18 protein-coding genes are annotated in these 25055 nt (G+C 34.4%); 10 read left to right on the forward strand and 8 right to left on the reverse strand.

The features are described 5' to 3' along the window. Positions 1 to 621: OmpA family protein (locus IW20_RS19925; RefSeq protein WP_035626591.1), on the forward strand; the 621-nt coding region annotated here is incomplete at its 5' end. Between the two features lie 325 nt (positions 622 to 946). Here IW20_RS19925 and IW20_RS19930 read toward each other — a convergent pair. Next, positions 947 to 1522, reverse strand: a complete 576-nt coding sequence (locus IW20_RS19930) for a helix-turn-helix transcriptional regulator (protein ID WP_205625920.1) — start codon at positions 1520 to 1522, stop codon at positions 947 to 949. Between the two features lie 469 nt (positions 1523 to 1991). Between IW20_RS19930 and IW20_RS19935 the strand changes: the two genes are divergently transcribed. The 4 genes from IW20_RS19935 (at position 1992) to IW20_RS19950 (ending at position 8845) form a co-directional block, all read left to right on the forward strand. After that, a complete protein-coding gene (locus IW20_RS19935) occupies positions 1992 to 2489 on the forward strand; it encodes a DUF2480 family protein (RefSeq protein WP_035626595.1) in 498 nt (165 codons plus the stop codon). 8 nt (positions 2490 to 2497) lie between these two features. Then, positions 2498 to 3622, forward strand: coding sequence for an efflux RND transporter periplasmic adaptor subunit (locus tag IW20_RS19940; RefSeq protein WP_035626597.1), 1125 nt, complete (start codon positions 2498 to 2500; stop codon positions 3620 to 3622). A 6-nt stretch (positions 3623 to 3628) separates the two neighbouring features. Further along, the gene (locus tag IW20_RS19945; protein WP_035626601.1) at positions 3629 to 6778 is read left to right on the forward strand and encodes an efflux RND transporter permease subunit; all 3150 of its coding nucleotides are present in this window, start codon (positions 3629 to 3631) and stop codon (positions 6776 to 6778) included. Positions 6779 to 7459: 681 nt separating this feature from the next. Next, positions 7460 to 8845: an efflux transporter outer membrane subunit gene (locus IW20_RS19950; protein WP_035626604.1), complete on the forward strand. Its 1386-nt coding sequence runs from the start codon at positions 7460 to 7462 to the stop codon at positions 8843 to 8845. Positions 8846 to 8906: 61 nt separating this feature from the next. Here the strand turns inward: IW20_RS19950 and IW20_RS19955 are convergent, their stop codons facing one another. The 7 genes from IW20_RS19955 to IW20_RS19985 form a co-directional block, all read right to left on the reverse strand. Then, positions 8907 to 10316 carry an MFS transporter gene (locus IW20_RS19955; RefSeq protein ID WP_035626607.1) on the reverse strand — a complete coding sequence of 470 codons (1410 nt, stop codon included), beginning with the start codon at positions 10314 to 10316 and terminating at the stop codon, positions 8907 to 8909. A 31-nt stretch (positions 10317 to 10347) separates the two neighbouring features. Then, positions 10348 to 11418, reverse strand: coding sequence for an NAD(P)H-dependent flavin oxidoreductase (locus IW20_RS19960; RefSeq protein ID WP_035626611.1), 1071 nt, complete (start codon positions 11416 to 11418; stop codon positions 10348 to 10350). A 555-nt stretch (positions 11419 to 11973) separates the two neighbouring features. Beyond that, positions 11974 to 12528 carry an REP-associated tyrosine transposase gene (locus IW20_RS19965; RefSeq protein ID WP_035626615.1) on the reverse strand — a complete coding sequence of 185 codons (555 nt, stop codon included), beginning with the start codon at positions 12526 to 12528 and terminating at the stop codon, positions 11974 to 11976. 205 nt (positions 12529 to 12733) lie between these two features. Continuing rightward, the gene (locus IW20_RS19970; RefSeq protein ID WP_035626617.1) at positions 12734 to 14728 is read right to left on the reverse strand and encodes a TonB-copper family protein; all 1995 of its coding nucleotides are present in this window, start codon (positions 14726 to 14728) and stop codon (positions 12734 to 12736) included. Between the two features lie 63 nt (positions 14729 to 14791). Then, positions 14792 to 15643 carry a hypothetical protein gene (locus IW20_RS19975; RefSeq protein ID WP_035626619.1) on the reverse strand — a complete coding sequence of 284 codons (852 nt, stop codon included), beginning with the start codon at positions 15641 to 15643 and terminating at the stop codon, positions 14792 to 14794. 79 nt (positions 15644 to 15722) lie between these two features. Beyond that, positions 15723 to 16061: a hypothetical protein gene (locus IW20_RS19980; protein ID WP_051886030.1), complete on the reverse strand. Its 339-nt coding sequence runs from the start codon at positions 16059 to 16061 to the stop codon at positions 15723 to 15725. 149 nt (positions 16062 to 16210) lie between these two features. Further along, on the reverse strand, positions 16211 to 16867 hold the full coding sequence (locus tag IW20_RS19985; protein ID WP_051886020.1) for a class I SAM-dependent methyltransferase: 657 nt from the start codon (positions 16865 to 16867) through the stop codon (positions 16211 to 16213). Between the two features lie 401 nt (positions 16868 to 17268). On the opposite strand from IW20_RS19985, the gene IW20_RS19990 reads away from it, so the two are divergent. The 5 genes from IW20_RS19990 (at position 17269) to IW20_RS20010 (ending at position 24957) form a co-directional block, all read left to right on the forward strand. Next, a complete protein-coding gene (locus IW20_RS19990) occupies positions 17269 to 17652 on the forward strand; it encodes a hypothetical protein (RefSeq protein WP_035626624.1) in 384 nt (127 codons plus the stop codon). 179 nt (positions 17653 to 17831) lie between these two features. After that, positions 17832 to 18914: an efflux RND transporter periplasmic adaptor subunit gene (locus tag IW20_RS19995; protein ID WP_035626628.1), complete on the forward strand. Its 1083-nt coding sequence runs from the start codon at positions 17832 to 17834 to the stop codon at positions 18912 to 18914. A 117-nt stretch (positions 18915 to 19031) separates the two neighbouring features. Beyond that, positions 19032 to 22199 (forward strand): efflux RND transporter permease subunit, encoded by a 3168-nt coding sequence (locus IW20_RS20000; RefSeq protein ID WP_035626631.1) that lies wholly within the window; start codon positions 19032 to 19034, stop codon positions 22197 to 22199. Continuing rightward, positions 22192 to 23625, forward strand: coding sequence for a TolC family protein (locus IW20_RS20005; RefSeq protein WP_035626634.1), 1434 nt, complete (start codon positions 22192 to 22194; stop codon positions 23623 to 23625). Before IW20_RS20000 ends, IW20_RS20005 begins: the two co-directional genes overlap by 8 nt. 291 nt (positions 23626 to 23916) lie before the next feature. Continuing rightward, positions 23917 to 24957, forward strand: a complete 1041-nt coding sequence (locus tag IW20_RS20010) for a S66 family peptidase (protein ID WP_035626636.1) — start codon at positions 23917 to 23919, stop codon at positions 24955 to 24957. Positions 24958 to 25055 lie beyond the last annotated feature (98 nt).

Below are 25055 nucleotides of genomic sequence, written 5' to 3' on the forward strand. Positions count from 1 at the left end.
GAAACCAACGCAGCATTAGAAAACGTAAAAGTAACCCTGCTCGACGACCAGTTTAAAACAATAAACGAAGTAACAACCGCGGCAGACGGAGCATACAGCTTTAAGGTAGATTGCAACAAAACCTACCATATACGAGTAGCCAAACAAGACTATGAAACGATAGAAGTTCCTGTAATCATAAAAGAACAACCAGGAGAAACCAAACAACCAATTGCATTAGAAAAACGCATCAAACCAATTACAGTAGGAACCGATTTAGCCAAAACGCTAAACATCCCAATCATCTATTTTGATTTAGATAAATCGATCATCCGCAAAGATGCCGCTTTCGAACTAGAGAAAATTCTAGCGGTAATGCAACAATACCCAAAGATGAAAATTGATATCCGTTCTCATACCGATAGTCGTCAAACAGCCAAATACAACTTGGCCTTATCCGACAGAAGAGCTAAATCAACCCAACAATGGTTGATAAAAAACGGAATCAAAGCCAATAGATTAACTGCCAAAGGTTATGGCGAGAGTCAACTTGTAAATCACTGTTCAGACGGAGTTCCTTGCTCTGAAACTGAACATCAATTAAACAGAAGAAGTGAGTTTATTGTTGTCTCGATGGAGTAAATTAAATTAATTGTCAATCAATCAAAAGCCCTTTCTAAATTTTAGAAAGGGCTTTTTTAGTTGAGTTTTAAAGGTTCTAAGGTACTAAGGTTCTGAGAGTTTTCAGTAGCAGTCTCAGTTTTCAGTTTCAGTCGCGGCAAAGCTTAGCGAACTTTGCGAAAAACCTTGCGCACTCTGCGGTTAATTTTCTGCCACTAAGTATTGAGACTGAAAACTTTTCCCACCACAGATTAAAATGATTAAACTGATTTTTATTGAGTGTAAATACTATATTCTTGAAACTGTCACTGAAAACTGAGACTGAGACTGAAACTGATAACTGTTCTTAAATACTAATCTGATACGCACATCTTCTTTCGCCAGCAATAATATGACTCACACGATTAATGCTAACTTCTTTACCTAATACAGACCTGAATGTATTTAATTCGGAAGAACAAAAACCTTGACAAATTGTTGCAGCAGCACAAATAGGACAGTGATTTTCGACAAAAAGATATCCCTCGTCATTCTTAGCGTATTCCGCCATATAACCTTCTCTTGTTCTTATTTCGACAAGCTTTTCTATTTTTTGTTCCAAATCATTAATAGTATCAATTTCTTCATGATACTTCTTTTTCCCTGATTCTTCATATACATCAATAACCGCTTGCATAGTATCTCCGCCCATGGCGTTAATAATGTTAATTAGCTTTAGGGTTAATTCGGCATGCGTATCAGGAAACTTAGAATTTCCATTCGCCGTAAGGCTATAAGTTTTTTGCGGTCTACCCACACCTTTAGACTCTTCTTGAGGATGAATTAAATCTTCTTCGACAAGTTTAAGTAGCTGTTGCCTAACTCCTTCTTTTGTTATTTTAAGCTCATGTGCAATCTCGAGAGCCGTAAGAGAACCTCGCATTTTGAGCAACATTAAAATCTTATTTGTAGTCATAAATTAATAAAACAAGTATTTAGTTGTTTTATTATGCAAAAATATTAATTTTGCATAACTTATCAAAGCGCATTGCTAGATATTATTAACCTAAGAGCAATGAATATTGAGAGTTACAGAAATTATTAATGCAAACTATATATTATGGTACTAGAATTACAATCACCACCCATTAGTTCATATAATAGGATTAATTTACCTGTATATATCGTTCCGTACTGGAATGTGTTAATGAAAATCTACAAATAGTACATACTCTCCACAATAGATTTTAGAAATCTCAAAAACTTTTAATTCTAATTAAAGCGGTTTTTACAACGTACTCAACAAGCTAGAATAGTATCTAAAGTTGGGCAGGGGATACCTATGTCTAAAAATTAGCAAAACTCAAAAATTTAAACACAACAAATAACACAATTTTTTTAATAATCATGATATGGAAATAATAAACAAAATAGAAGCTTCAGGCATACAAACCCTCGATTTACGGTCGTATAGACCCATCGAAAATGATTTTATAGTATTTGATATAGTACCATTTCTTATAGAAGATTTTCTGTTGCAAGAAAAAACATTCCGACTAGAAATGGCCAATATCGATTGGAACCAATATAAAGGAAAAGATGTAGTAATCACCTGTTCCAATGATGCCATAGTTCCGCTTTGGGCTTACGTATTAATCAGTTCATTACTAGCCCCACATACATCTATAGTAGTGTATTCAACAACTGGAAATCATGAAGCAGTTTTATGGATGGAAAGAATAAGAAAAATAGAATTTTCGGCTTTTATCAATCAAAAAGTAGTGCTTAAAGCTAACTCATCTATCCCTGAAGAAATTCTAGTATTGGCTACAAGTCAATTAATAAAATATGTACAAACCTTAATGTGGGGAGAAGCAGGTTCTCCTTTAATGATTTACAAAAGAAAATAAAAGACCAAATGAAAAAAATAATAGCAATCCTGTTTATAGGAACACTTTCGATAGTGTCATGTAACACCAAAGATGCAGCACAAACAGAAAGTCCGACAGCATATCCTACGCTTACGCTAAAGGCACAAAATGCAGATGTTTCGGTAGAATATCCAACTACTTTAGAAGGAGAACAAACTGTCGAAATACGCTCTAAAATAGACGGATATATAGAGCAGGTTTATGTAGAAGAAGGTTCGGCTGTAGCCAAAGGACAACCTTTATTTAAAATAGACGCTAATAGTTATTTGCAAGAAGTAAACAATAAGAAAGCGGCAGTTCTAGCTGCCGAAGCTAGTCTGGAAACAGCAGTTATACAAACCAAAAGAACGGCAGCATTGGCAGAAAAAAAGATTATAAACAACTACGAATTAACATCTGCCAAGAATATTGAAAGAGTAAAAAGAGCTGAATTAAGTCAGGCAAATGCAGATTTATCAGCCGCAAAATCTAAGCTTGCTTTTACCAATATTGTAAGCCCGATAAATGGAGTAGTAGGAAGCTTGCCATATAAAATAGGAAGTTTGGTGAGCAGTTCGGCACCAGACCCAATAACTACAGTTGCCAATACCAAAAATGTCTTTGCCTATTTCTCCTTGAGTCAGCAACAATTAAATTCTTTTTTAAGCCAATATACAGGAAATCAATTAAAGGATAAATTCAAGAATATGCCAGCCGTTTCATTAGTGACTGCCGATGGTGAAACCTATCCAGTAAAAGGAAAAATTCAGACTCTAAGCGGTGTATTAAATGCAAGTACAGGTTCGGCAAATTTTAAAGCCGTTTTCCCAAATCCCGATGGTAAATTATGGAGTGGAGCAAGTGCTACAATTGTTATTCCGACACAGTTTAATGATGCGATTCTGGTTCCTAAAAAAGCAGTATTCGAATTGCAAGGACGCTTTTTTGTCTTTACTGTAGATGCACAAAATGTAGTGCATAATACCGAAATAAAAATAAGAAATACTGCAACTGAAAAAGAATATGTAGTAACCGAAGGCGTAAAATCTGGAGATATAATAATCATCGACGGAATAGGAAATTTAAGAGATGGAGTAAAAATCGCACCGACAGTTTCTTCATCAAAAAAATAAAAAGACATGTTTAGAAAATTTATAGAAAATCCGGTATTATCCACCGTAATATCGATAATCATAGTGATTTTAGGATTGCTAGGATTAGCCTCGTTACCCATATCACAATACCCCGAAATTGCTCCACCCACAGTAGTTGTAACTGCATCTTACCAAGGAGCAAGCGCCGATGTAGTTATGAAAAGCGTGATTGTTCCTCTTGAAGAACAAATAAACGGAGTCGAGAATATGACCTACATGACATCTACCGCAAGTAGTAATGGTACAGCATCGATAACCATATTTTTTAAGCAGGGAACAAATCCGGATATGGCAGCCGTAAACGTTCAGAACAGAGTTACAAAGGCTACGAGTTTGTTACCAAATGAGGTTATTAAATCGGGTATTACAACCAGCAAACAGCTAAGTAGTACAGCGTTTAGTTTCTTGTTATATAGTAAAGACGGAAAATATGACGAAAAATTCCTTGATAATTATTTGAGAATAAATATCATGCCCGAGATGAAACGTGTTGAAGGAGTAGGAGGAACAGAAATTTATAGTAGTCAGGAATATTCGATGCGTATTTGGTTAAAACCCGATGCAATGGCGAGTCAAGGCTTAGTTCCCGATGATATTATTACAGCATTAAAAGAACAAAATATCGAAGCTGCTCCAGGTAAAATTGGAGAAAACAGTAAAGAATCGGTTCAATACTCCTTAAAATTTACAGGAAGATTAGAAAATCCAGCAGAGTTTGAAAACATTGTTTTAAGAAGTGGCAAACAAGGGAGTTTATTACATCTAAAAGATGTTGCCGATATAGAGTTTGGTGCTTTAGATTATACGACTTCATTAATTACCCAAGGAAAAGTTTCTTCGGGAGGAGCAATAAGTCAGATTTCAGGATCGAATGCGAGAGAACTTATTATTGCCTGTGAAGACATATTAAAAAAAGCATCGAAAGATTTTCCTCCGGGATTAGAGTATCATACATTCTTAAATGCCAATGACTTTCTAGACGCTTCAATCGAAAAAGTAATCTATACTATTATCGAAGCTTTTATTTTGGTTTTTATTGTCGTGTTTATCTTTTTGCAAGATTTTAGATCAACATTAATTCCGGCAATTGCCGTTCCTGTATCGATTATTGGTACGTTCTTTTTCTTAAAGTTATTTGGATTCACGATTAATTTACTGACGCTTTTTGCTTTGGTTCTTGCGATTGGTATTGTTGTCGATGATGCGATTGTTGTTGTCGAAGCAGTTCATGCAAAATTAGATCAAGGAGCAAAATCGGCTAAGAAAGCGACCATTCATGCTATGAGCGAGATTAGCGGAGCAATTATATCTATTACCTTAATTATGTCGGCGGTATTTATTCCAGTAACGTTCATTACAGGTTCGGCGGGTGTATTTTACAAACAGTTTGGTTTAACATTGGCTGTAGCCATATTAATTTCGGCAATTAATGCATTGACTTTAAGTCCTGCGCTTTGTGCTATTTTATTAAAACCACACGATTCAGAAAAATCAAATCATCCTAAAGGTTTCTTGCCAAGATTCTATGCGAGTTTTAATGTAGCTTTTGAAACGGTTACAAATAAATACATTAACGCAGTTCGATTTCTGATTCGCAGAAAATGGATTTCATTAGTTGCAATTGCAATATTTGGATTGATATTTTATGCTTTAATAAAAACAACTCCAACTGGGTTTGTACCCAATGATGATGGAGGAGCTATTTTTGGGAATGTAGTTTTACCACCATCTTCGACTCTGGAACGCACCGAAGAAATTACAAAAGAAATAGATAGTATTGCGAGAAGTATTCCCGAAATAGAGCTATCATCGACCCTTTCGGGAATGGACTTAATTCACGGTTCAGGAGGTTCTTATGGTGCATTATTTATACGATTGAAACCTTGGAATGAAAGAAAAGGAAAAACTCAGGATGTAAATTCTATCGTTGCCCAATTGTTTGCCAAAACAGCACATATAAAAGGAGCAAGTATTATTTTCTTTGCCGCGCCAACTTTACAAGGATTTGGAAACAGCAACGGTTTTGAAGTGCAATTGCAAGATAAAACGGGAGGAAGTTATCAGAATTTTGATAAGAACATCGGGAAGTTTATGGTAGCAATAAATCAGCGACCGGAGATTATGTATGCCACAAGTCCGTTTAATATCGGTTTCCCCGAAATGGAAGTTAATGTAAATGTGGCTAAATGTAAAGATGCGGGGGTATCTGTAAACACAGTTCTTAATACGCTTCAAGGTTATTTTGGCGGAATCTATGCTTCGGATATTAATAAATTCGGAAAGCAATATAGAGTAATGTTGCAATCACATCCTGATTACAGAGCGAAAGAAAGTGATATTAATAAAGTTTTTGTTAGAACAGATAAAGGAGCAATGGCACCAATTTCGGAGTTTGTAACCTTGAAAAAAACGTATGGTCCAGAATTTATAAACCGATTTAATCTATTCACTTCGACTACAGTTACAGGAGCGCCAAACGCAGGATATAGCTCGGGAGATGCGATAAAAGCAATTGAAGAAGTGGCTGCACAAACATTAGACAGAGGATATACATATCAGTTTTCTGGTTTAACCAAAGAAGAACTTTCTAGCGGAAGCCAAACAACATTAATCTTCGGGCTTTGTCTAATCTTTATTTACTTCTTGTTAAGTGCACAATACAAGAGTTATATTTTGCCTTTTTCGGTATTGTTATCATTACCAATAGGGCTTGCAGGTGCATTTATATTCGCGAATTTGTTTGGGGTCGATAATAATATTTTCCTTCAGATAAGTTTGATTATGCTAATAGGTCTTTTGGCAAAAAACGCAATTCTTATTGTAGAGTTTGCACTATTACATCGCTTAAGCGGAAGAAGCCTAGTGCAGTCGGCAATATTTGGTGCAAGAGCCAGATTAAGACCAATATTAATGACCTCTTTTGCTTTTATCTTCGGATTAATTCCGTTGATGATTGCCACAGGAGCTGGTGCGTTAAGTAACAGATCAATTGGTACAGCAGCCGTTGGCGGAATGTTGATTGGGACATTATTCGGCGTTTTCGTGATTCCGGTGCTGTTTATCATTTTTCAGTCGATGCAAGAAAAAGTAGGTGGAGTAAAAGAACCAGTTCATGAGCCGAGAGTAATTGATTAAAGAAGGTTCAGAGTAGCAAAGGGACAAAGGTTCAGAGGGAATAGCTTTGTGATTATTTTACCGCAAAGGGTGCAAAGTTTTTTAAATGAATGGTTTTATAAAAACGCAAAGTTCGCAAAGCTTTGTGTTGAACCAACTTTGTGGACTCTGTGAAAACCTTTGTAAACTCTGTGGTTAAATCTCATTTAAATATTAAGCAGATTTTTACCGCAAAGGGCGCTAAGTTTTTTACGCGGATGGTTTTATAAAACGCAAAGTTCGCAAAGCTTCGAAAAAACATAGCCAATGGTTTCAACCATTGGAGCGCAATTGGATCATCACAATACGTTTCCCAAGGTTGAAACCTTGGGCTATGTTTGAAATACAACAGTCAGCATGATATTGCTTAAACAGTTCTTTGTGAACTCTGTGAAATCCTTTGTAAACTCTGCGGCTAAATTTTGGTACTCCTGATAGTTATTAGGATAAAAGCTTCGAAAAAACATAGCCAATGGTTAAAACCATTGGAACGCAATATATTGTCTCAATGTAAATCATCACAAGTTTCCCAAGGTTGAAACCTTGGGCTATGTTTGAAATACAAAAACCAACATAATGCCGCTTAAATAGCCTTATGCCTTTGCGTAAACCTTTGCGTCCCTTGCGGTTAAAATTATAGATTAAAACAAAAAACATATAATAATGAACAAATACAATTATAAAATAATAGTCATTGTACTGATTGTTGCCAGTATATGGAGCTCGTGCAAAATCACGAAACCTTATACAAAACCTGCAACTACAGTAACGTATCGTGATGCTGAAAACAAGGACACTACAAATATGGCAACGATGAAATGGTCGGAGATATTTACAGATGCAGCTTTGCAACAACTTATTTCCGACGGATTAGCGGCAAATCTAGATTTAAAGATTGCTGTAGAACGTATCAACCAATCGACTGCTAATCTTAAACTGAAAAAAGCTGCTTTCTTGCCTTCGATAGATGGTAATGTTTCGGTAAAAGAATCGAGACTGGCTTTCCCGCAAGGGTTTGGACTTTTTGACCAATCAACACAATATGATTTGGGGATTACTGCCGGATGGGAAGCTGATGTTTGGGGAAAATTAAAAAGTGCCAAAAAAGGAGCCATTGCAAATTTATTGGCTACAGATGCCGCTAAACGTGCTATTCAGACCCAACTGATTGCCAATATTGCCAACTCATATTATGAGTTACTTATACTCGATGAACAACTAAAAGTACTTAAGAAGACAGCCAAAAACAGAGAAACCGATGCGGAAACAATTAAGGTTCTTTTTGAAAATTCTATTATTAATGGAGTAGCAGTCGTGCAGAGTGAAGCCAACTTTTATGAAGCTGAATTAGCGATTCCGGATATCGAACAAAAAATAACCGAAACCGAGCATGCTTTGTGTGTACTTCTGGCAAAATCTCCAACTAAAATTGCACGTGGTTCTTTGGAACAACAAAAGCTTACCTACGATTTAAAAATCGGTGTTCCGATGCAACTTTTGGCAAATAGACCAGATGTGCAACAAGCTGAATATAATTTTAGAGCCGCATTTGAAGAAAGTAATGTAGCAAGAGCCTATTTTTATCCTGCTTTAACAATTAGTGGCGCGGCTGGTTTTTCGAGCTTCGGATTAAAAGATTGGTTTACAAATGGAGGACTTTTTGGTAATATAGCTGGAGGTCTTACACAACCCATTTTTAATAAAGGAATCAATAAAGCAAGATTAGCTACTGCATTGTCTTTGCAAAAAGAAGCGTTGTACAATTTTGAACTTTCGATGTTAAAGGCGAGCGAAGAAGTTTCGAATGCATTGTCTAAATATGATAACGCCGCTTTAAAAGAAGAAAAAAGGAAAAAACAGTTAGAAGCTTTATTTAAAGCAGTAGATTTTAATAAAGAATTATTAAACAATTCTACGACTAATTATACCGATGTATTAACAGCAGAGCAAAACTTACTAAACGCACAATTAAGAGGAATTGATGACCAAAGTCAAAAATTGCATGCCGTTGTAAACTTGTATCGCGCTCTTGGTGGCGGATGGAATTAAATAGTTCAGAACTTCAGGAAATAATAAAACCCAATCTATTACGATTGGGTTTTATGTTTTATTAATTAGCTGTTTTTAAATTGTCACCATCTTTATCATGCAGTCTTCTGAAAACTAATCCAGATAGAATAGTTAGGAAACCTACAACTAAAAAGGTATATCTAAAAGCATTGTGAATTTCGTTGTGAATGAGTTTTACATCACCCTGAAAAATTTTAAGAACCAATAGTCCGAAAGCAATACCAAAACCAATTGCCAACTGCTGATTTACAGAAACTAATGAGTTACCACTACTGGTATGATAATTTCTTAAATCGGCAATAGAAATAGAATTCATCGAGGTAAATTGTATAGAGTTAAAGAAACCCAATACCGAAATAATAGGAACATACCAATAGATAGAAGTATGAATGGATGGAATAGCTAGAGCGCAAATTAAGACACCAATAATAAAAGTGTTTACCATTAAAGTTTTTCTATATCCGTAAGTATTTAAAATTTTTATTACTGCCGATTTTCCAAACATCGCAGTGAGAGCCATAGGAGCGACAATCCATCCTGATGTTACTGCCGATTGTCCGTAAGCAATCTGAATCATCATAGGTAATAATAAAGGAATTGAACTAAATCCCAAACGAGTAGCGAGATTACCAATTATACCCACACGAAAGGTCCTTACTTGAAATAAATTTAAAGGAAAAAGAGGATTTTTGTCAGTCACAGCATGGTGATAGTACCAATACAACATTAAAAAACCTGACATTAATATGAGTAAAACAGGTGTTAGCTGAACAGTGTTGCCAAATAATTCTAAAGAAATAGACAATAGGAGCGAAGCAGCAGCAAAGATTAGGAAGCCTTTTAAATCAAAATCGATTATAGGAGATTTGTAATCGGGCATGTATTTTAAACTTAATAAAATACCAATAATTCCAAACGGAATGTTAATCAGGAAAATCCAATGCCATGATAAATAATCAACCATATATCCACCAACTAGCGGGCCTAATACCGGACCAATTAAGGCAGGAATAATGGCAAAATTCATTGCCTTTAATAGCTCTTTTTTGGGAAATGTTTTAATAAGCGCAAGCTTTCCTACTGGTGTCATTAAACTTCCGCCTATACCTTGAATTACACGAGAGAAGACCAAATGTGTTAAGTTTTGGGAAAGCGAACAGAATAAAGACCCAATACTGAATAATAATAACGCAAAAATGAATACTTTTTTAGTGCCAAATTTATCAGACAAAAAGCCGCTAACCGGCATAAAAAGAGCCAGAGTTAAAACATAGCTGATAATGGCATTTTGCATATCGAGCGGTGACTCGTTTAAATCTTTGGCAATAGCAGTTATCGAGGTATTAAGGATAGTAGAATCGAGCATTTGCATAAAAATGGAAGTCGCCAAAATAAGTGGTAATACTTTTTTGATTGTTTCCTTGTTTTGTCCTGCACTATTTGCATTCATCTTTTTGTTTATTTAGAATTTGAATATGGGCTTATTTCAATATTTTATTAGTCTCATTTATCAAAGAAAGCATTAATTCTTTTGCATTAGTATGTTTTAGATTAATTGCATTTTGTCCAGACCAGAAATTAACCAGTTCGGTTTTTCCTTGAGCTAGGGCAGCAGTTTTAAGAGCAGCCATTAATCTTGTCTGAAGCGGAAATGGTAATACTTCGGTTTCAAACTTTATTTCTTCGGCAATGCGGTTACTCATCATTCGTCCCATTCTTCCGGTAAGAGATTTAGAAAGAACGGTGTATTGCGACGCCTCACAGAACAATGCTTTTTTATGTTCTGGTGTAGCACCAGATTCATCACACGCTAAAAATGCAGTGCCTAATTGTACCGCATCAGCGCCTAAAGTAAGTGCTGCAGCTACACCTTTGGCATCTACAATACCTCCAGCAGCTATAATTGGTGTTTCTATTTTTGATTTTAATTGCTGTACCAAAGTAAATGTACCTACAAGAGAATCCTCAGCAGGTTTAAGAAAAGAAGGGCGATGTCCACCTGCTTCAAATCCCGCTGCAACAATAGCGTCAACACCATGACTTTCCAGAAACAAAGCTTCATCAAGAGTAGTCGCTCCGCCAACGGTTTTAATTCCTAAACGGCGACATTCTTTTAATATATATTCAGATGGAATTCCAAATACAAAGCTGAAAACAGCAGGTTTTATCTGAAAAAGAGCTTCAACTTGTTGTTCAAATTTTGATGGGATATCGATATTTAATTCAGGAATCGGAATGCTTAGCTCATCAAAATAAGGTTTAAATAAGGTTGTTATTTTTGACAAACTCTCGGGCGAATAATTTTTTAATCGTTTATCTACGTCCGATACCCACAAATTAATATTATAAGGTTTGTTTGTTGCCGCTTTTATTTGATTACCAGCTTCCAAAATTTCTTGTGGAGTTAATGTATAAGCTCCAAAACTTCCTAAACCTCCTGCATCAGAAACAGAAGTAAGCAAATCTACTGTTGAAAATCCAGCTCCTAGAGGACCTTGAAGAATAGGATATTTAATTTTCAGAATTTTAGTTAGCCTGGTTTTATGCCACATAGTTTTAGGTATTTATTGTATGAATGATTAAGCTAATCATTAGTAAAATAAATTTTATTTACTGCAGATATCAAATTTAATCATTTCTAGACTGGGAAAAGAACAACAATAGAGAGGATTTTTATTCTGTGCTCACTTATATTTTTATTTTGTTGTTGTCTTATTGTAACGGGCACGGAAAAAATTTCCACGCTATCATCACGAATAAAAGCAGAACTTATTATTTAGAAAACGATAGCAGCAATGATAGCGCGGATTTTAAATCCGTGCCCACAAAGTATATTTTTGTTTAGCTTATGTCTAATTGTAACGTGCACGGAAAGGATTTCCGCGCTATCATTATGAATAAAAAATTAACACAACGATAGCGCGGATTTTCAATCCGTGCCCATAAACTAGGTTATCTAGTATATGCTTTCGTTTTGTTTATGTTTTAATTGTAACGGGCACGGAAAAATTTCCGCGCTATCATCACGAATAAAAGCAGAACTTATTATTTAGAAAACGATAGCGGCAATGATAGCGCGGATTTTCAATCCGTGCCCATACCATATATCAAAACAAATTAAGAACAATTACATCCAGTTCATTTTCCAGACCTGCATAATTTCTAGCCGAACTAAAATAATAATTTTCAGGAAGTGTTACTATTTTGGCCGCCACAGGATTATTATGGATGTAGTTTATCTTTTGTTTAATAAACCAATTTGTTTCTACAATTTCAGCATGATAACCATTTTGCCAAACTTTATACTCTTGATTTCTTTTAAGATGTTCACATGATTTTTTAAAATATTCTAGCAACCATTCTCTGCGACTTTCGGGTTCATTAAGAATGGTTTGAATTATTTTTTTAGAAGTAAATCTTTTAAAATCGCGCATTACATCAGACAAAATAAACCCTTCTGTTGCTTTACATAACAAGTGGATATGACTAGACATAATACAATATGCGTAGATTTCTAGTCCCTTATTATTTTGGCAGTATTTTAATGCGTCTGTAATGACATAATTTTGATTTAGTCGAGTAAAAATATCTACCCAACCTACAGTAGTTATAGTTATAAAATAAGCTTCATCGGTTGTGGTCGCTTTATATTTAGTTGACATTTTTTCTTTAAAATTTATATTTCGTTTTCCTTGTGTCCTATTGTAGTGGGCACGGAAAGCATTTCCGCGCTATCGTTGACAAAAATCTTCGTCATCTTTATTTTTATAACTTAAAAAAAAATCCGCAACGATAGCGCGGATTTTTAATCCGTGCTCACAAACAAAGCTATTTAGAATCTATTTTCCCGTCTTCCTTATATCATACTCAAAACAAAACATAAGACACATTAATAAAAAAGTTTCGTCCTTGTCGCGGAATCTTATTCCAATCGGAGAATGTGGTGTAATATTTATCAAGAATATTTTCGACTCCAGCCTGAATATTTAGCTTGTTATGATTCCATGGAAGTGTATATCCAGAACTGAAATTAAAGATCACATAATCTGGTGTTTTGGATTCTCCATAAACAGAAGCAAATTTTGTTTGTGCTAGATTTCCAGATGCGCCAAACTCTGCATTAAAGTTTTCTTTTTTGTATTGAATGTTCCCAGAATAACGTAACGGACTTATAAATGGGATATTATTGTTGTCATTATCTTTTCCGTAGCTATAAACGAACATTGTTTTAAAAACCCAGTTTTCGGCAATTTTATATTCCAAATTCAAATCCGTATTAAAAATTGTAGCATAATTTAAAGCATTATACACTTTTACTCCAGAGGCTCCAATAGTCATAGGTTGAATGTTAGTATCAATCTTACCGACGATATAATCCTGAATATGAAAAAAAGACGAAGTTAGACTAGAGGTAAATCTTTCGGTTTTAAATCCAAAGGAGAGATTAGCTTCAAATGACTTTTCGGTTTCCAGATTCGGATTTCCTATGTAATCATAAAAATCATTACTGTTGTACAAATAGTATCCATAACCTTCAGAAACTGATGGTGCTCTTTCGCCGTAGGCTAAACCAAAACCATATTGAAATTTATTATGACGCAAGATGTAATTTCCGGCAAGACTTTTTAAAACTCTATTTTTGGATGCGTCCATATCAGGATAAAAAATCTGTAGACTTTGTAAACCAAATTCATCTGCTACTTTATTAGATTGCACTCCGATATTTGCAGAAAGCCTGATGTCTGAATCTGAAGAAATTGCTATTCCATCTTCTAAATACAACCCGTTATAAAATGTTCTAACATCGGGCCAAGTATACATAAACATAGCATTTTCTTTGGGATTGTTGGGATACATTGTCATCTCGGCAATCGATTTGTTATAAAAACTATTCAGGTTTGCCATAAAGTGATGGTTTTTAAACTTTCCCTTTAGTTTAGAGTAATATCCGTAAGTATCCGACCAACCAGGCATATCCATATGAATAGGTACACTTGGTCTTTTAGTATCGTCCATTCTGTGAGTAATAGTATTATAATACACTTTAGTTTCCCAATTGGTAAAAATGCCAGAAACAGGAGTGTAGTTATATCGCAAGGAAGTTATTGTGGCTTTCGCCAAAGAAACATCCATCGGTAGCGCAGGATAACCTACATCTGTTGCTTTATCATAAATTATAGAACCTTCAATCAAGCTTTTTTTGTTTAAATAATAACCAGCAGTTGCCGATAGATTGTATTTTGTAAACTGCGAAAAGTTAATTTCTTCATGATTTCCAGCTTTATAATTTTCGGCATCACGGTACATAAAATCAGTATTGATATAAAAAGAACTATCATTGTAACCTATCGATGTTCCTATAATTTTGTGCTGATTATTGGTTTCATATCCTGTCTTTAAATTCCCGTTCCATCCCAATTCTCTTTGGGTAAGATTGGTTCGTTTTAAATCAATTCCACCACCAATAGTAGGCCCATGACAGCTTCCTTGCTGGCCAGAAGCAATATTAGCTTCAGACAAGTTTGATATTTCTACGTAAGAAGTCACAGGATCCATTTTATCCGTACAAGCCCCAAAAATTCGCATACCATCAATCGTAATAACCGTTCGTTCCGTAGCCATGCTATTAATAATAGGTTCAAGGGCATATCCGCCTCTTCGAATCATATTTACTTTAGATGATTGTTGTAGATATTCTTCAACAGTTGCAAGCGATTTGGGTTGTTTTTTAGATACAGGTGTTTTTTTTCCAATAACAATAATCTCATTAAGATTAACTGACGAAATGCTGTCTTTTTCTTGTTTCTGTGCAAAGCAAATAGTCGTAAATATTGCTAACAGAATTGTTGCTATAGTTTTCATAATATCATAAATAGCGTGAACCAAGTGATATCACTTGGTTCTTTCTTGTTATTAATAAAATGACTAAAATTCAATCTCAAAGAAGAGACTACTTGATACGTTTTCTGGAGTAAAATCTTCACCTTTTAGTACCTCACCAGCAGCATTTAAGAGTTGTAAGTTAATTTTCCAATAACCAGTCATAGTCAGGGATAAATTTCCGTTATAGAATCCTTGTGAAGTCGATTGTATTAAATCGGTATTGTTTGGAGAACTATGATTGCCCATGCTTGGCATTCTTGGGTCAATTTTTACTTTAAAGTTATCGACTACAGCAAATGTCATCATGTCTTGCATTTTATATAATCCAACGGACATATTATTCAACCCAATTTTTGGAGCTTTCGGAGCGATATAAGCCAAAACATATCTTACACTATCGGTTCCTGTAAAAGAATTCACGGTACGTTTATCAGATGCAAAAACACTTATCGGTGCTGTTACAGAATAACTAATAGCATTAATGGAATAGTTGATTTTTAACTCCCAAAAGTCAGCATCATTCTGAGCCATCTGAAAAATAATATTACCAGTATATAGAGTTTGTTTCTCAGAAATTTTTTCTATAGATGATTTAGGACAAGAATGTTGCATGGTCGTCATATTCATAATTGGTGTCCAATTAAGAGACGCGTTTGTAATGTATGTATTGGTGTTTTTATCTTTTACTCTTAATGAGATTTGATTGTAACCTTGCGTTAATTTTCCTGTTTCAGAGTAAAGTTCGATGATATGATTATCATTAGATAAATCTTGAATTTTTACAAGACCAGCCGTTTCATCTGTTGGAGTTTCTGGTGTAGTATCACTATCAGACGAACAAGAGAAAAGAGTAATGGCAACAAAAAGTATAGATAAATATTTAAAATTTTTCATGAGTATTAAATTTAAAAATGGATAATAAAGTGCTACTCGGTTGTATTACCGAGAAGACAATTAATAAAAAATCTGAAAATTAATACTGTAAAGTAGGCGGGTGAAATATTAAATCTATATTGTAATGAGAATAAAGATTATTAGGCAAAACATCATTCTTCAAAATTGATTTGATGGCAAGTTTAAAATTGAATGATTTGATGTTTTCTATGAATAATACATCAAACCCAGTTGGGAAGTTTTTTTTCTCTGATGAAGATGAAGAATCATTTTCGGTTGCTTTTCCTAATTCTTTCTTTAAATGACATTTTCCTTTACAATCTAATTGTGGTTGATTTTTGTTCTCACAAAGTTCAGTCGCTATATAATCATAATTAATAATGTAATCTAAGACAGGAAAGACAGGTCTTAAAATCATTGTTATTAAAAATATATAAGCATGGGTTTTCATTTATTTTTTGAAAACACAAAGTTATAGTCTAGCTATTTTACAAAATATGATTCTTGTCATATTAAGCAAAATAGCTAGAAATAAATTTAATTTTTAAAACGAAAAAAGGAATTAGTCTAAAAGAATAAAGCTAAGTCAGTTACATCTGCATAAAAGAATACGATAAGACTCTGGATTCTAGGCTTAATTTTATAAAGATAAATATGCCAGAAGATTTCGCTGGATTGTTTTACGAGTTCTTTTTGTAATAATGTATATTGGCTAGGCACTACATCTATAACAGTATCTGAATCTTTAAAAAGCGAAATTATCAAATAATCGGTATCAGTATTTGTAACAAATCTTGAGACGATACTTTCTTGATTTTCTAGATAATAAAGAACCTCATTAAAAATGACAATATCATAGTGTTCGTTGGTATTAAATTTATTAAGATCGGCGGTTATAAAAGAAGAATTGATGAAATTTTGTTTTTTAGCCTTACAAATTGCAGTAGAGGATAAATCAACACCTGTTATAGTAGAGTATTCAGATTCTTTTAAATAAAAATTTAAGGCTCCATATCCGCAGCCTAAGTCTAGTATTTTTGGTTTATCAATAGGAGAGGCTTTGATGAATTCGATAATTTTTTCATATCTGGTTTTCTCCTCTTTCATAAAATCCCACTTGCCTAAAGCGTATTTGTAGTTCCAGCTACATTTTTTTCTGAATTTTTCTACTTTGATAAAAAATTGACTAATATTCGATTTTGTATTGTTTGTTTTTAGTGTCATCGATAACAGGTTAATATTGGCTAAAACAGTTTTTGGTTCTTTGGATAGGCTTACATTCAGTTGATTGGCATTTTTTATTGCTTGCTAATGTATTAATTATTTTGATTCTAAATAATAACTTGAATTAAAATTATTGTGAAAATTATTTTTACTGAATTCTATTACAAAATGAATTTAAGGCTGATTTCTTTTCTGAGGTTGTGTGAAATTATATAATTTCTGATTGAATAAGATATTTCTAAAAAAAGGAGATTAATGTCGTTAATTTAAGAAATTGTTATAAGACTCTTCACTTATAACAATTTAATAACCAGTAGAAAACGATTTCGTTGGCTTTTACTTGTTAAAGCCTAGTGAAAATTCTTTTTTTGTTTCAATACTTTGTTTACTTTTGACCCCGAATGAAAAAAATAATTGTGTTATTCGTGTATTTAAGTTTGCTCCTGCTAGGCGGAGGGCAATATCTTAATGCGGGTACACATCAAAATTCTTCTTCTCATACTTTAGAGAAAAAACACCGAGTAAAATTTACTAATCAAGATTCTGGCAGTTCATTAATTGAAGATGCCGACTTTGATATCGACGAGGAACACCTTGGAGGCGATATTAAAGATGGAATTTCTGATAGACTTTTTGCTGGAAATTATAGCTTATTAGATAATTGGTATTTGACACTCTCTTGTCAATCTATTTTAGACCATCATCAAAATAGTTTTAAAATCTTCACGCCATTTTGTGGCCAATCAAATCCTATTTATATTACTCAACGAGTATTAAGAATCTGATAAACAAGATACATCGGTTACCTAAAGTGTGATTTTGATGCATATCTTGTTGTTGTATAGTAAAGATACTTCTTCTTGTATGACTGTTCATGCATAACTATGGCTACTGATGTTTTTTTAACATCCAAAAGGAATCCTTGTATTCCAAGCATTCAATCGCTTAATTTCCATTTTATACCATGAAAAGAATTATCTTGTTCACAGGCTTAATTGCCCTTGTGTGCCTAACTAGTTGTACAGCTAAAAAAGAAGAAAAAGAAGAAGCTGAGAAATTTACAGTAACAAATCCTGTAAAAATTGATACTTCATTTACTAAAGAGTATGTTTCGCAGATTAAATCTGTGCGTAACATCGAACTCCGTGCCCAGGAAAAAGGGTTTTTACAAAACATTTATGTCGATGAAGGACAGTTTGTAAAAGCTGGACAATTGTTGTTTAGAATTCAGCCAAAAATGTATGAAGCTGAGTTACTTAAAGCACAGTCTGAACAAAAATCGGCTGAAATCGAATTGCAGAATACTAAAATGTTGGCAGACAAAAATATCGTTTCTAAAAACGAACAAGCTGTAGCTTTATCTAAACTTCAGGCTGCAAAAGCAGAAGTTGCACTGGCAAAACTTCATTTATCATTTACCGAAATCAGAGCTCCGTTTGACGGAACTATCGATCGTATTCCGTTAAAATTAGGAAGTCTAATCGATGAAGGTGCTTTATTAACAAGCCTTTCAGACAACAGCCAGATGTTTGCTTACTTTAATGTATCTGAGCCAGAATATCTTCAATATCAAACTAATGTAAAAGATCGTGCAGAAACTAAAGTGAATTTGGTTTTGGCAAATGGCGAACTTTTTAAAGACAAAGGAAATGTAGAAGTTATCGAAAGTGAATTTAATAATGAAACAGGAAATATCGCTTTTAGAGCAAGATTCCCTAACTCAGGTAAATTACTTAGAAACGGAGAAACAGGACAGGTTCAAATGCTTGTTCCACTTAAAAATGCTATTGTGATTCCACAAAAAGCGACTTACGAAATTCAGGATAAAAAATATGTTTTTATTGTAGATAAAAACAATGCAGTTAGCTCTAAAGAAATCACAATTACAGGGGAAATTCCTGATTTGTACGTGATAAAAACAGGACTTACTGAAAATGATAAAATCTTGCTTGAAGGTGTTCAGAAGGTAAAAGATAAAGATAAGATTAAATATAGCTATATCGCTCCTCAACAGGTGATTAATAATTTACGATTAAAAGCAGAATAGGACTTAGTATTCAGTGGCAGTATTCAGTAACAGTTTGCAATATCGCAGTTACAGTTTACAGCTTGCATTTCACATTGTGAAATTCCAATTTGGTTTAATCATTAAAAAAATAAATAAATGTTTAATAAATTTATACAAAGACCTGTACTGTCGATAGTAATATCGCTTATAATTGTCTTTTTAGGGATATTGTCTGTATTGAACTTACCGATTACCCAATTCCCTACAATTTCACCACCAATGGTGAATGTTACTGCAGATTATCCTGGATCTAACGGAGAATTGATGATCAAAGCGGTTGTTATTCCTCTAGAAAGAGCCTTAAATGGAGTTCCCGGAATGAAATATATGGCTTCTGATGCAGGAAATGATGGTGAAGCAACAATAAAAGTAGTTTTTAACTTAGGGACAGATCCTAATCAGGCAGCGATTAACGTTCAGAATCGTGTTGCTTCGGTTACTAATAAATTACCTCCTTTGGTAATTAGAGAAGGGATTAAAATTACTCGTGAAGTTCCTAGTATGTTAATGTACGTGAATCTTTATAGTACGGATAAAAATACCGACATGAAGTTTTTGTACAACTATGCAGATATCAACGTACTTTCTGAGTTAAAAAGGGTAAACGGTATTGGTTCTGGAGATATCTTAGGAACACGTGAATATGCTATGCGTATTTGGTTGAAACCAGATCGTATGTTAGCTTATAAAATTTCTGCAGATGAGATAATGGAAGCATTATCAAGTCAGAGTTTGGAGGCTTCTCCTGGTAAAACGGGTGAAAGTTCTGGTAAACGTTCTCAGGCATTTGAGTATGTATTAAAATATTCAGGACGTTTTACAACAAAAGAGCAATATGAGAATATTGTAGTAAAATCTAATGCAAACGGAGAACTTTTACGTTTAAAAGATGTTGCCAAAATAGAATTTGGTAGTTCGATGTATGATATCTATTCAAACCTAAATGGTAGGCCATCTGCGGCTATTGTATTAAAACAATCTTTTGGAAGTAATGCTAATCAGGTTATTGAAGAAGTAAAGGCTAAGTTGGAAAAAATCAAACAAAGATTTCCAAAAGGAATGGATTATGAAATTTCATACGACGTTTCTAAATTCTTAGACGCTTCTATCGAAAAAGTAATTCATACACTGGTTGAAGCTTTTATTCTGGTAGGTTTAGTAGTATTCCTTTTCTTAGGAGATTGGCGTTCTACGGTTATTCCGGCAATTGCGGTACCAGTTTCCTTAATCGGAACTTTTATTTTCATGACATTCTTTGATATTTCATTGAACTTAATCACATTATTTGCTTTGGTTTTGGCAATTGGAGTCGTCGTCGATGATGCGATTGTGGTTATCGAAGCCGTCCATGCCAAGATGGAAGAGGAGCATCTTTCGGCATATAAAGCGACTAAAAAAGCGATGCACGAAATTGCAGGAGCAATTATTGCAATTACATTCTTAATGGCTGCGGTATTTATTCCGGTTGCATTTATGTCTGGTCCTGTAGGAGTATTTTACAGACAGTTTTCTGTTACTATGGCAACCGCTATTATACTTTCTGGTATTGTGGCCTTGACTTTAACTCCTGCACTTTGTGCTATGATGTTAAAAAATAATCATGGTCAACCTAAAAAGAAAACACCTGTAAATATTTTTATAGATGGTTTTAATAACAAGTTTAATCTTGCTCAAGGCAAATATCAAAATCTATTAGCTAAAATTATTGATAGAAGAGTAGTAACAATTGTTGCACTTCTTGGTTTTTGCGCAGGAACATGGTTAATAAGCAGTTCGGTTCCGTCAGGATTTATTCCTAATGAAGATCAGGGAATGTTTTATGCTGTTATTCAGACACCTCCGGGGTCATCATTAGAAAGAACAAATAATATTGCAGAGCAACTGCAAAAAATTGCTGAAAAAATAGATGGAGTAAAATCAGTTTCTTCATTAGCAGGTTATGAAATTTTATCTGAAGGTACAGGTTCAAACTCAGGAACTTGTTTGGTTAACCTTAAAGACTGGAGTGATAGAAAGCATTCCGTTCTTGAGATTATGGCAGAATTAGAAGAAAAATCTAAAGATATTGCAGGCGCTAATATCGAATTTTTCCAACCGCCAGCGGTACCAGGATATGGAGCTGCAGGAGGATTTGAGCTTCGTTTGTTAGACAAGACAGGTTCTAATGATTACAAAAAAATGGAGCAGGTAAATAACGACTTTGTTAAGGAATTAAATACGCATCCGGAATTATCTAATGTATTCAGTTTTTATAGTTCAAGTTTCCCTCAATATATGATGAAAGTCGACAATGACTTGGCACAACAAAAAGGGGTTTCTATTGAGAATGCTATGAATACTTTGTCAACTCTTGTAGGAAGTAATTACGAAATTAGTTTTATTAAATTCGGAATCAATTATAAAGTAATTGTTCAGGCTTCTCCAGAATATCGTGCTCAGCCGGATGATATTTTAAAACTATATGTAAAAAACAATCGTGATGAAATGGTGCCTTTCTCTGCTTTTATGAGATTAGAAAAAGTATACGGACTTTCGGAAATTACGAGACATAATATGTATACTTCTACTCAAATTAGTGGTTCTGCTGCTGCGGGTTATAGCTCTGGTACAGCCATTAAAGTAATTCAGGAAGTTGCGGCAAAAAAATTGCCTAGAGGTTATGACATTGACTGGGCAGGTATCTCTGCCGATGAAGTTGCACAAGGTAATCAGGCAGTTTGGGTATTCATGATTTGTTTAGGATTCGTTTACTTAGTTTTGGCTGCTCAATACGAAAGCTTCATTCTTCCGTTATCAGTAATTCTTTCGTTACCAGCAGGTATTTTTGGAGCTTTCCTTTTATTAAAATTAACGGGATTAGAAAACAACATTTATGCTCAGGTTGCCATGGTAATGCTTATTGGTTTATTGGGTAAAAATGCCGTATTGATCGTAGAGTTTGCTATACAAAGGCATGCCGCTGGTAAATCAGTACTTGAAGCCGCAATGGAGGGAGCGAAAGCGAGGTTCCGTCCTATCTTGATGACTTCATTTGCCTTTATCGCAGGTTTATTGCCACTTGCATTTGCTACTGGTCCAGGTAAAATTGGTAACAGAACCATTGGTACCGCTGCCGCCGGAGGTATGCTTATAGGAACTATTTGTGGAGTATTTGTAATTCCGGGCTTATATTTCATTTTTGCCAGAATTGCCGAAAAATACAAACTAGTAAAACATGAAGAAGAAAACCCATTAACAGAAGAAATTGATAACAATCATGTATAAATTAAAATTATACCAATATACTATTGCTTTGGGGATTTGTCTTGCTGTAACAAGTTGCAAGACGCCACAAACAGTAGCAGAAACGCCATCGACTCCAGTTCCGGAATCTTTTGGTAGCACTAAAGACACGACAAATATGTCGGCTATTAAGTGGAATAATTACTTTAAGGATAAGAATCTTGTAGACTTAATAGATGTTGCTCTAAAAAACAATCAGGAGTTAAATATCACTTTGCAAGAAATTGAAATTGCTAAAAATGATATCCGTGTTAAAAAAGGATTATTGTTACCAACTGTTGGTGTGCGTGCAGGTGCAGGAGTAGAGAAGGTAGGAAGATATACTAGCCAAGGTGCTGGTGATGCTTCTACCGAAATAACTCCTGGTAGAGAAACGCCAGATCCACTAGGTGATTTTACCATTTCTGCTTACGCGAATTGGGAAGTTGATATCTGGAAAAAGTTGCGCAATTCTAAAAAAGCAGCTGTGAGCAGATATTTAGCTACTGTAGAAGGTAAAAACTTTGTAATCACTAATTTAATTGCAGAGGTTGCCGATTCTTATTACGAATTATTGGCTCTGGATAGTCAACTAGAAATCGTAAAACAGACTATAAAATTGCAAACAAATGCTTTAGAAATTGTAAAAGTTCAGAAGCAAGCTGCAAGAGCAACAGAATTGGGTGTTCAGAAATTTCAGGCTGAAGTTTTGACTTCAAAAAGTATGGAGTTTGAAATCCTTCAGAAAATAAAAGAAGCTGAGAATAAAATCAACTTTTTGTTGGCGCGTTATCCTCAGGAAGTTAAAAGAGGTAATAGTAACTTCTTGACTTTGTTACCTTCATCGGTTAGTTCAGGAATTCCGTCTCAATTGTTAGCAAATCGTCCAGATGTTAAACAAGCTGAGTTAGAATTAGTGGCTGCAAAACTAGATGTAAAAGTAGCTCGTGCTGAGTTTTATCCGTCATTAGATATTTCAGCTGCAATAGGTGTACAGGCATTTAAGCCTTCTTATTTGTTTACTATGCCAGAGTCGTTACTTTACTCTTTAGCTGGAGATTTAGCTGCGCCATTAATTAATCGTAATGCGATTAAAGCGGAGTTTGCAAGTGCAAATGCAAGACAACTTCAGGCGTTGTATAATTACGATCGTACGGTTTTAAATGCGTATTTAGAAGTTTCTAATCAGCTTTCTAAAATTGATAATTTGCAAAAAGGATATGATTTAAAATCGCAACAAGTAGACGCGTTAAACAAATCTATTGATGTTTCTAATGATTTATTTAAATCTGCAAGAATCGATTATTTTGAAGTTTTAATGACGCAACGTGACGCTCTAGAAGCTAAACTTGAATTAGTAGATACTAAAAAAGAACAACTTAATGCCGCAGTCTATATTTATAAAGACTTAGGTGGTGGTTGGAAATAAAAATCTATCTATTTTAGATTACAGAACCTCTTGAAAGTAAAATTTCAAGAGGTTTTTTTATGCAAATGAATAGCCCACGGTTTCAACCGTGCGGTACAGATTGAGAGAATGTATTGCGTTCCAACGGTTGAAACCGTTGGCAATGTTTGTAGGATGTTATCTGTCTTGGCAATCGAATACAACCTTTGTCAAAGTTTTAAACTTTGACAAAGGTCAATATTTAGGTGGTTGGTTGGAAATAGTTTTTTTTTAACTTTGACAAAGGTCTAAAATTGTTTACCAAAAGTTTTTATGAAAGATTTAATTAAGCCTAGAGCATTAAAGCAAGGCGATAAAGTTGCAACTATTTCACTTTCTTGGGGTGGTGCAGGAGAATTACCAGAAAGATATGAATATGGCAAAAAACAGCTTCAGGATATATTTGGTGTTGAAGTTGTAGAGACTAAAAACGCATTGAAACCTGCTGATTGGATATATAATAATCCTAAGGCGAGAGCTGAGGACTTGATGGATGCTTTTTCTGATCCATCGATAAAGGCTATAATCAGTAATATCGGCGGTGAAGATAGCGTGAGAATTTTGCCTTATTTAGACTTGAATATTATCAGGCAGAATCCAAAAATATTTTTAGGTTTCTCAGATTCTACCATTACTCATTTTGCATGTTTAAAAGCTGGGCTGACTTCTTTTTATGGTACTTCGGTTTTAGTAGGTTTTGCTGAGAATGGTGGTATGCATGAATATCAGATTGAGGATATTAAGCGAACATTGTTTTCGGGTGCTGCTGTAGGCGAAATTGTTCCTAATAAAAATGGTTGGACATCAGAGCATTTAGATTGGTTTGATTCGTCATTATCTAATATTACCAGAAAAACTACTGCATCTAAAGGATGGAACTTTTTGCAAGGAAAAGGAAAAGTTCAGGGAAAACTAGTTGGTGGTTGTTTGGATGTTTTGGAGTTTTTAAAGGGGACTGATTTTTGGTTGTATAAAGAGGAATGGGATGATTGTATCTTGTTTTTTGAAACTTCTGAGGAAATGGTTACACCAGAAACATTAAGATATTGGTTAAGAGGCTATGTTGCTCAAGGTATTTTGCATCGTGTAAAGGGAATTATTTTAGGTCGCCCTTATGATGCTAAATATGCTTTGGAATATAATAATGAGATTCTGAAAATAATAAAGGAAGAGAACTTGACTAATCTTCCTATTATTACGGAGATGGATTTTGGGCATACTTGTCCAACGTTTACACTTCCTTTTGGTGTTTTGGCAGAAATTGATTGTGTAAATCAAAAATTTAGTATTCTGGAAAGTGGGGTAACTGAATAACTTATTTGTTTATAGTTGGATTACCTTTTTATGAAAACGGGAGTCCTAGCCCAGACAGTAACGGCATCCTTTGTTTGCCTTCTTTAGGCAAGCAAAGA

The organism is Flavobacterium hydatis, from assembly GCF_000737695.1.
Taxonomy (GTDB): Bacteria; Bacteroidota; Bacteroidia; order Flavobacteriales; family Flavobacteriaceae; genus Flavobacterium; species Flavobacterium hydatis.

Bases quoted from the DNA above. Each gene is read 5' to 3' on its own strand.
- IW20_RS19935 (WP_035626595.1), top strand. From the start codon at position 1,992: ATGGAAATAATAAACAAAATAGAAGCTTCAGGCATACAAACCCTCGAT.
- IW20_RS19945 (WP_035626601.1), top strand. From the start codon at position 3,629: ATGTTTAGAAAATTTATAGAAAATCCGGTATTATCCACCGTAATATCG.
- IW20_RS20005 (WP_035626634.1), top strand. From the start codon at position 22,192: ATGTATAAATTAAAATTATACCAATATACTATTGCTTTGGGGATTTGT.
- IW20_RS19975 (WP_035626619.1), bottom strand. From the start codon at position 15,643: ATGAAAAATTTTAAATATTTATCTATACTTTTTGTTGCCATTACTCTT.
- IW20_RS19965 (WP_035626615.1), bottom strand. From the start codon at position 12,528: ATGTCAACTAAATATAAAGCGACCACAACCGATGAAGCTTATTTTATA.
- IW20_RS19980 (WP_051886030.1), bottom strand. From the start codon at position 16,061: ATGATTTTAAGACCTGTCTTTCCTGTCTTAGATTACATTATTAATTAT.
- IW20_RS19990 (WP_035626624.1), top strand. From the start codon at position 17,269: ATGAAAAAAATAATTGTGTTATTCGTGTATTTAAGTTTGCTCCTGCTA.
- IW20_RS19930 (WP_205625920.1), bottom strand. From the start codon at position 1,522: ATGCGAGGTTCTCTTACGGCTCTCGAGATTGCACATGAGCTTAAAATA.
- IW20_RS19970 (WP_035626617.1), bottom strand. From the start codon at position 14,728: ATGAAAACTATAGCAACAATTCTGTTAGCAATATTTACGACTATTTGC.
- IW20_RS20000 (WP_035626631.1), top strand. From the start codon at position 19,032: ATGTTTAATAAATTTATACAAAGACCTGTACTGTCGATAGTAATATCG.
- IW20_RS19985 (WP_051886020.1), bottom strand. From the start codon at position 16,867: ATGACACTAAAAACAAACAATACAAAATCGAATATTAGTCAATTTTTT.
- IW20_RS19955 (WP_035626607.1), bottom strand. From the start codon at position 10,316: ATGAATGCAAATAGTGCAGGACAAAACAAGGAAACAATCAAAAAAGTA.
- IW20_RS20010 (WP_035626636.1), top strand. From the start codon at position 23,917: ATGAAAGATTTAATTAAGCCTAGAGCATTAAAGCAAGGCGATAAAGTT.
- IW20_RS19940 (WP_035626597.1), top strand. From the start codon at position 2,498: ATGAAAAAAATAATAGCAATCCTGTTTATAGGAACACTTTCGATAGTG.
- IW20_RS19960 (WP_035626611.1), bottom strand. From the start codon at position 11,418: ATGTGGCATAAAACCAGGCTAACTAAAATTCTGAAAATTAAATATCCT.
- IW20_RS19995 (WP_035626628.1), top strand. From the start codon at position 17,832: ATGAAAAGAATTATCTTGTTCACAGGCTTAATTGCCCTTGTGTGCCTA.
- IW20_RS19950 (WP_035626604.1), top strand. From the start codon at position 7,460: ATGAACAAATACAATTATAAAATAATAGTCATTGTACTGATTGTTGCC.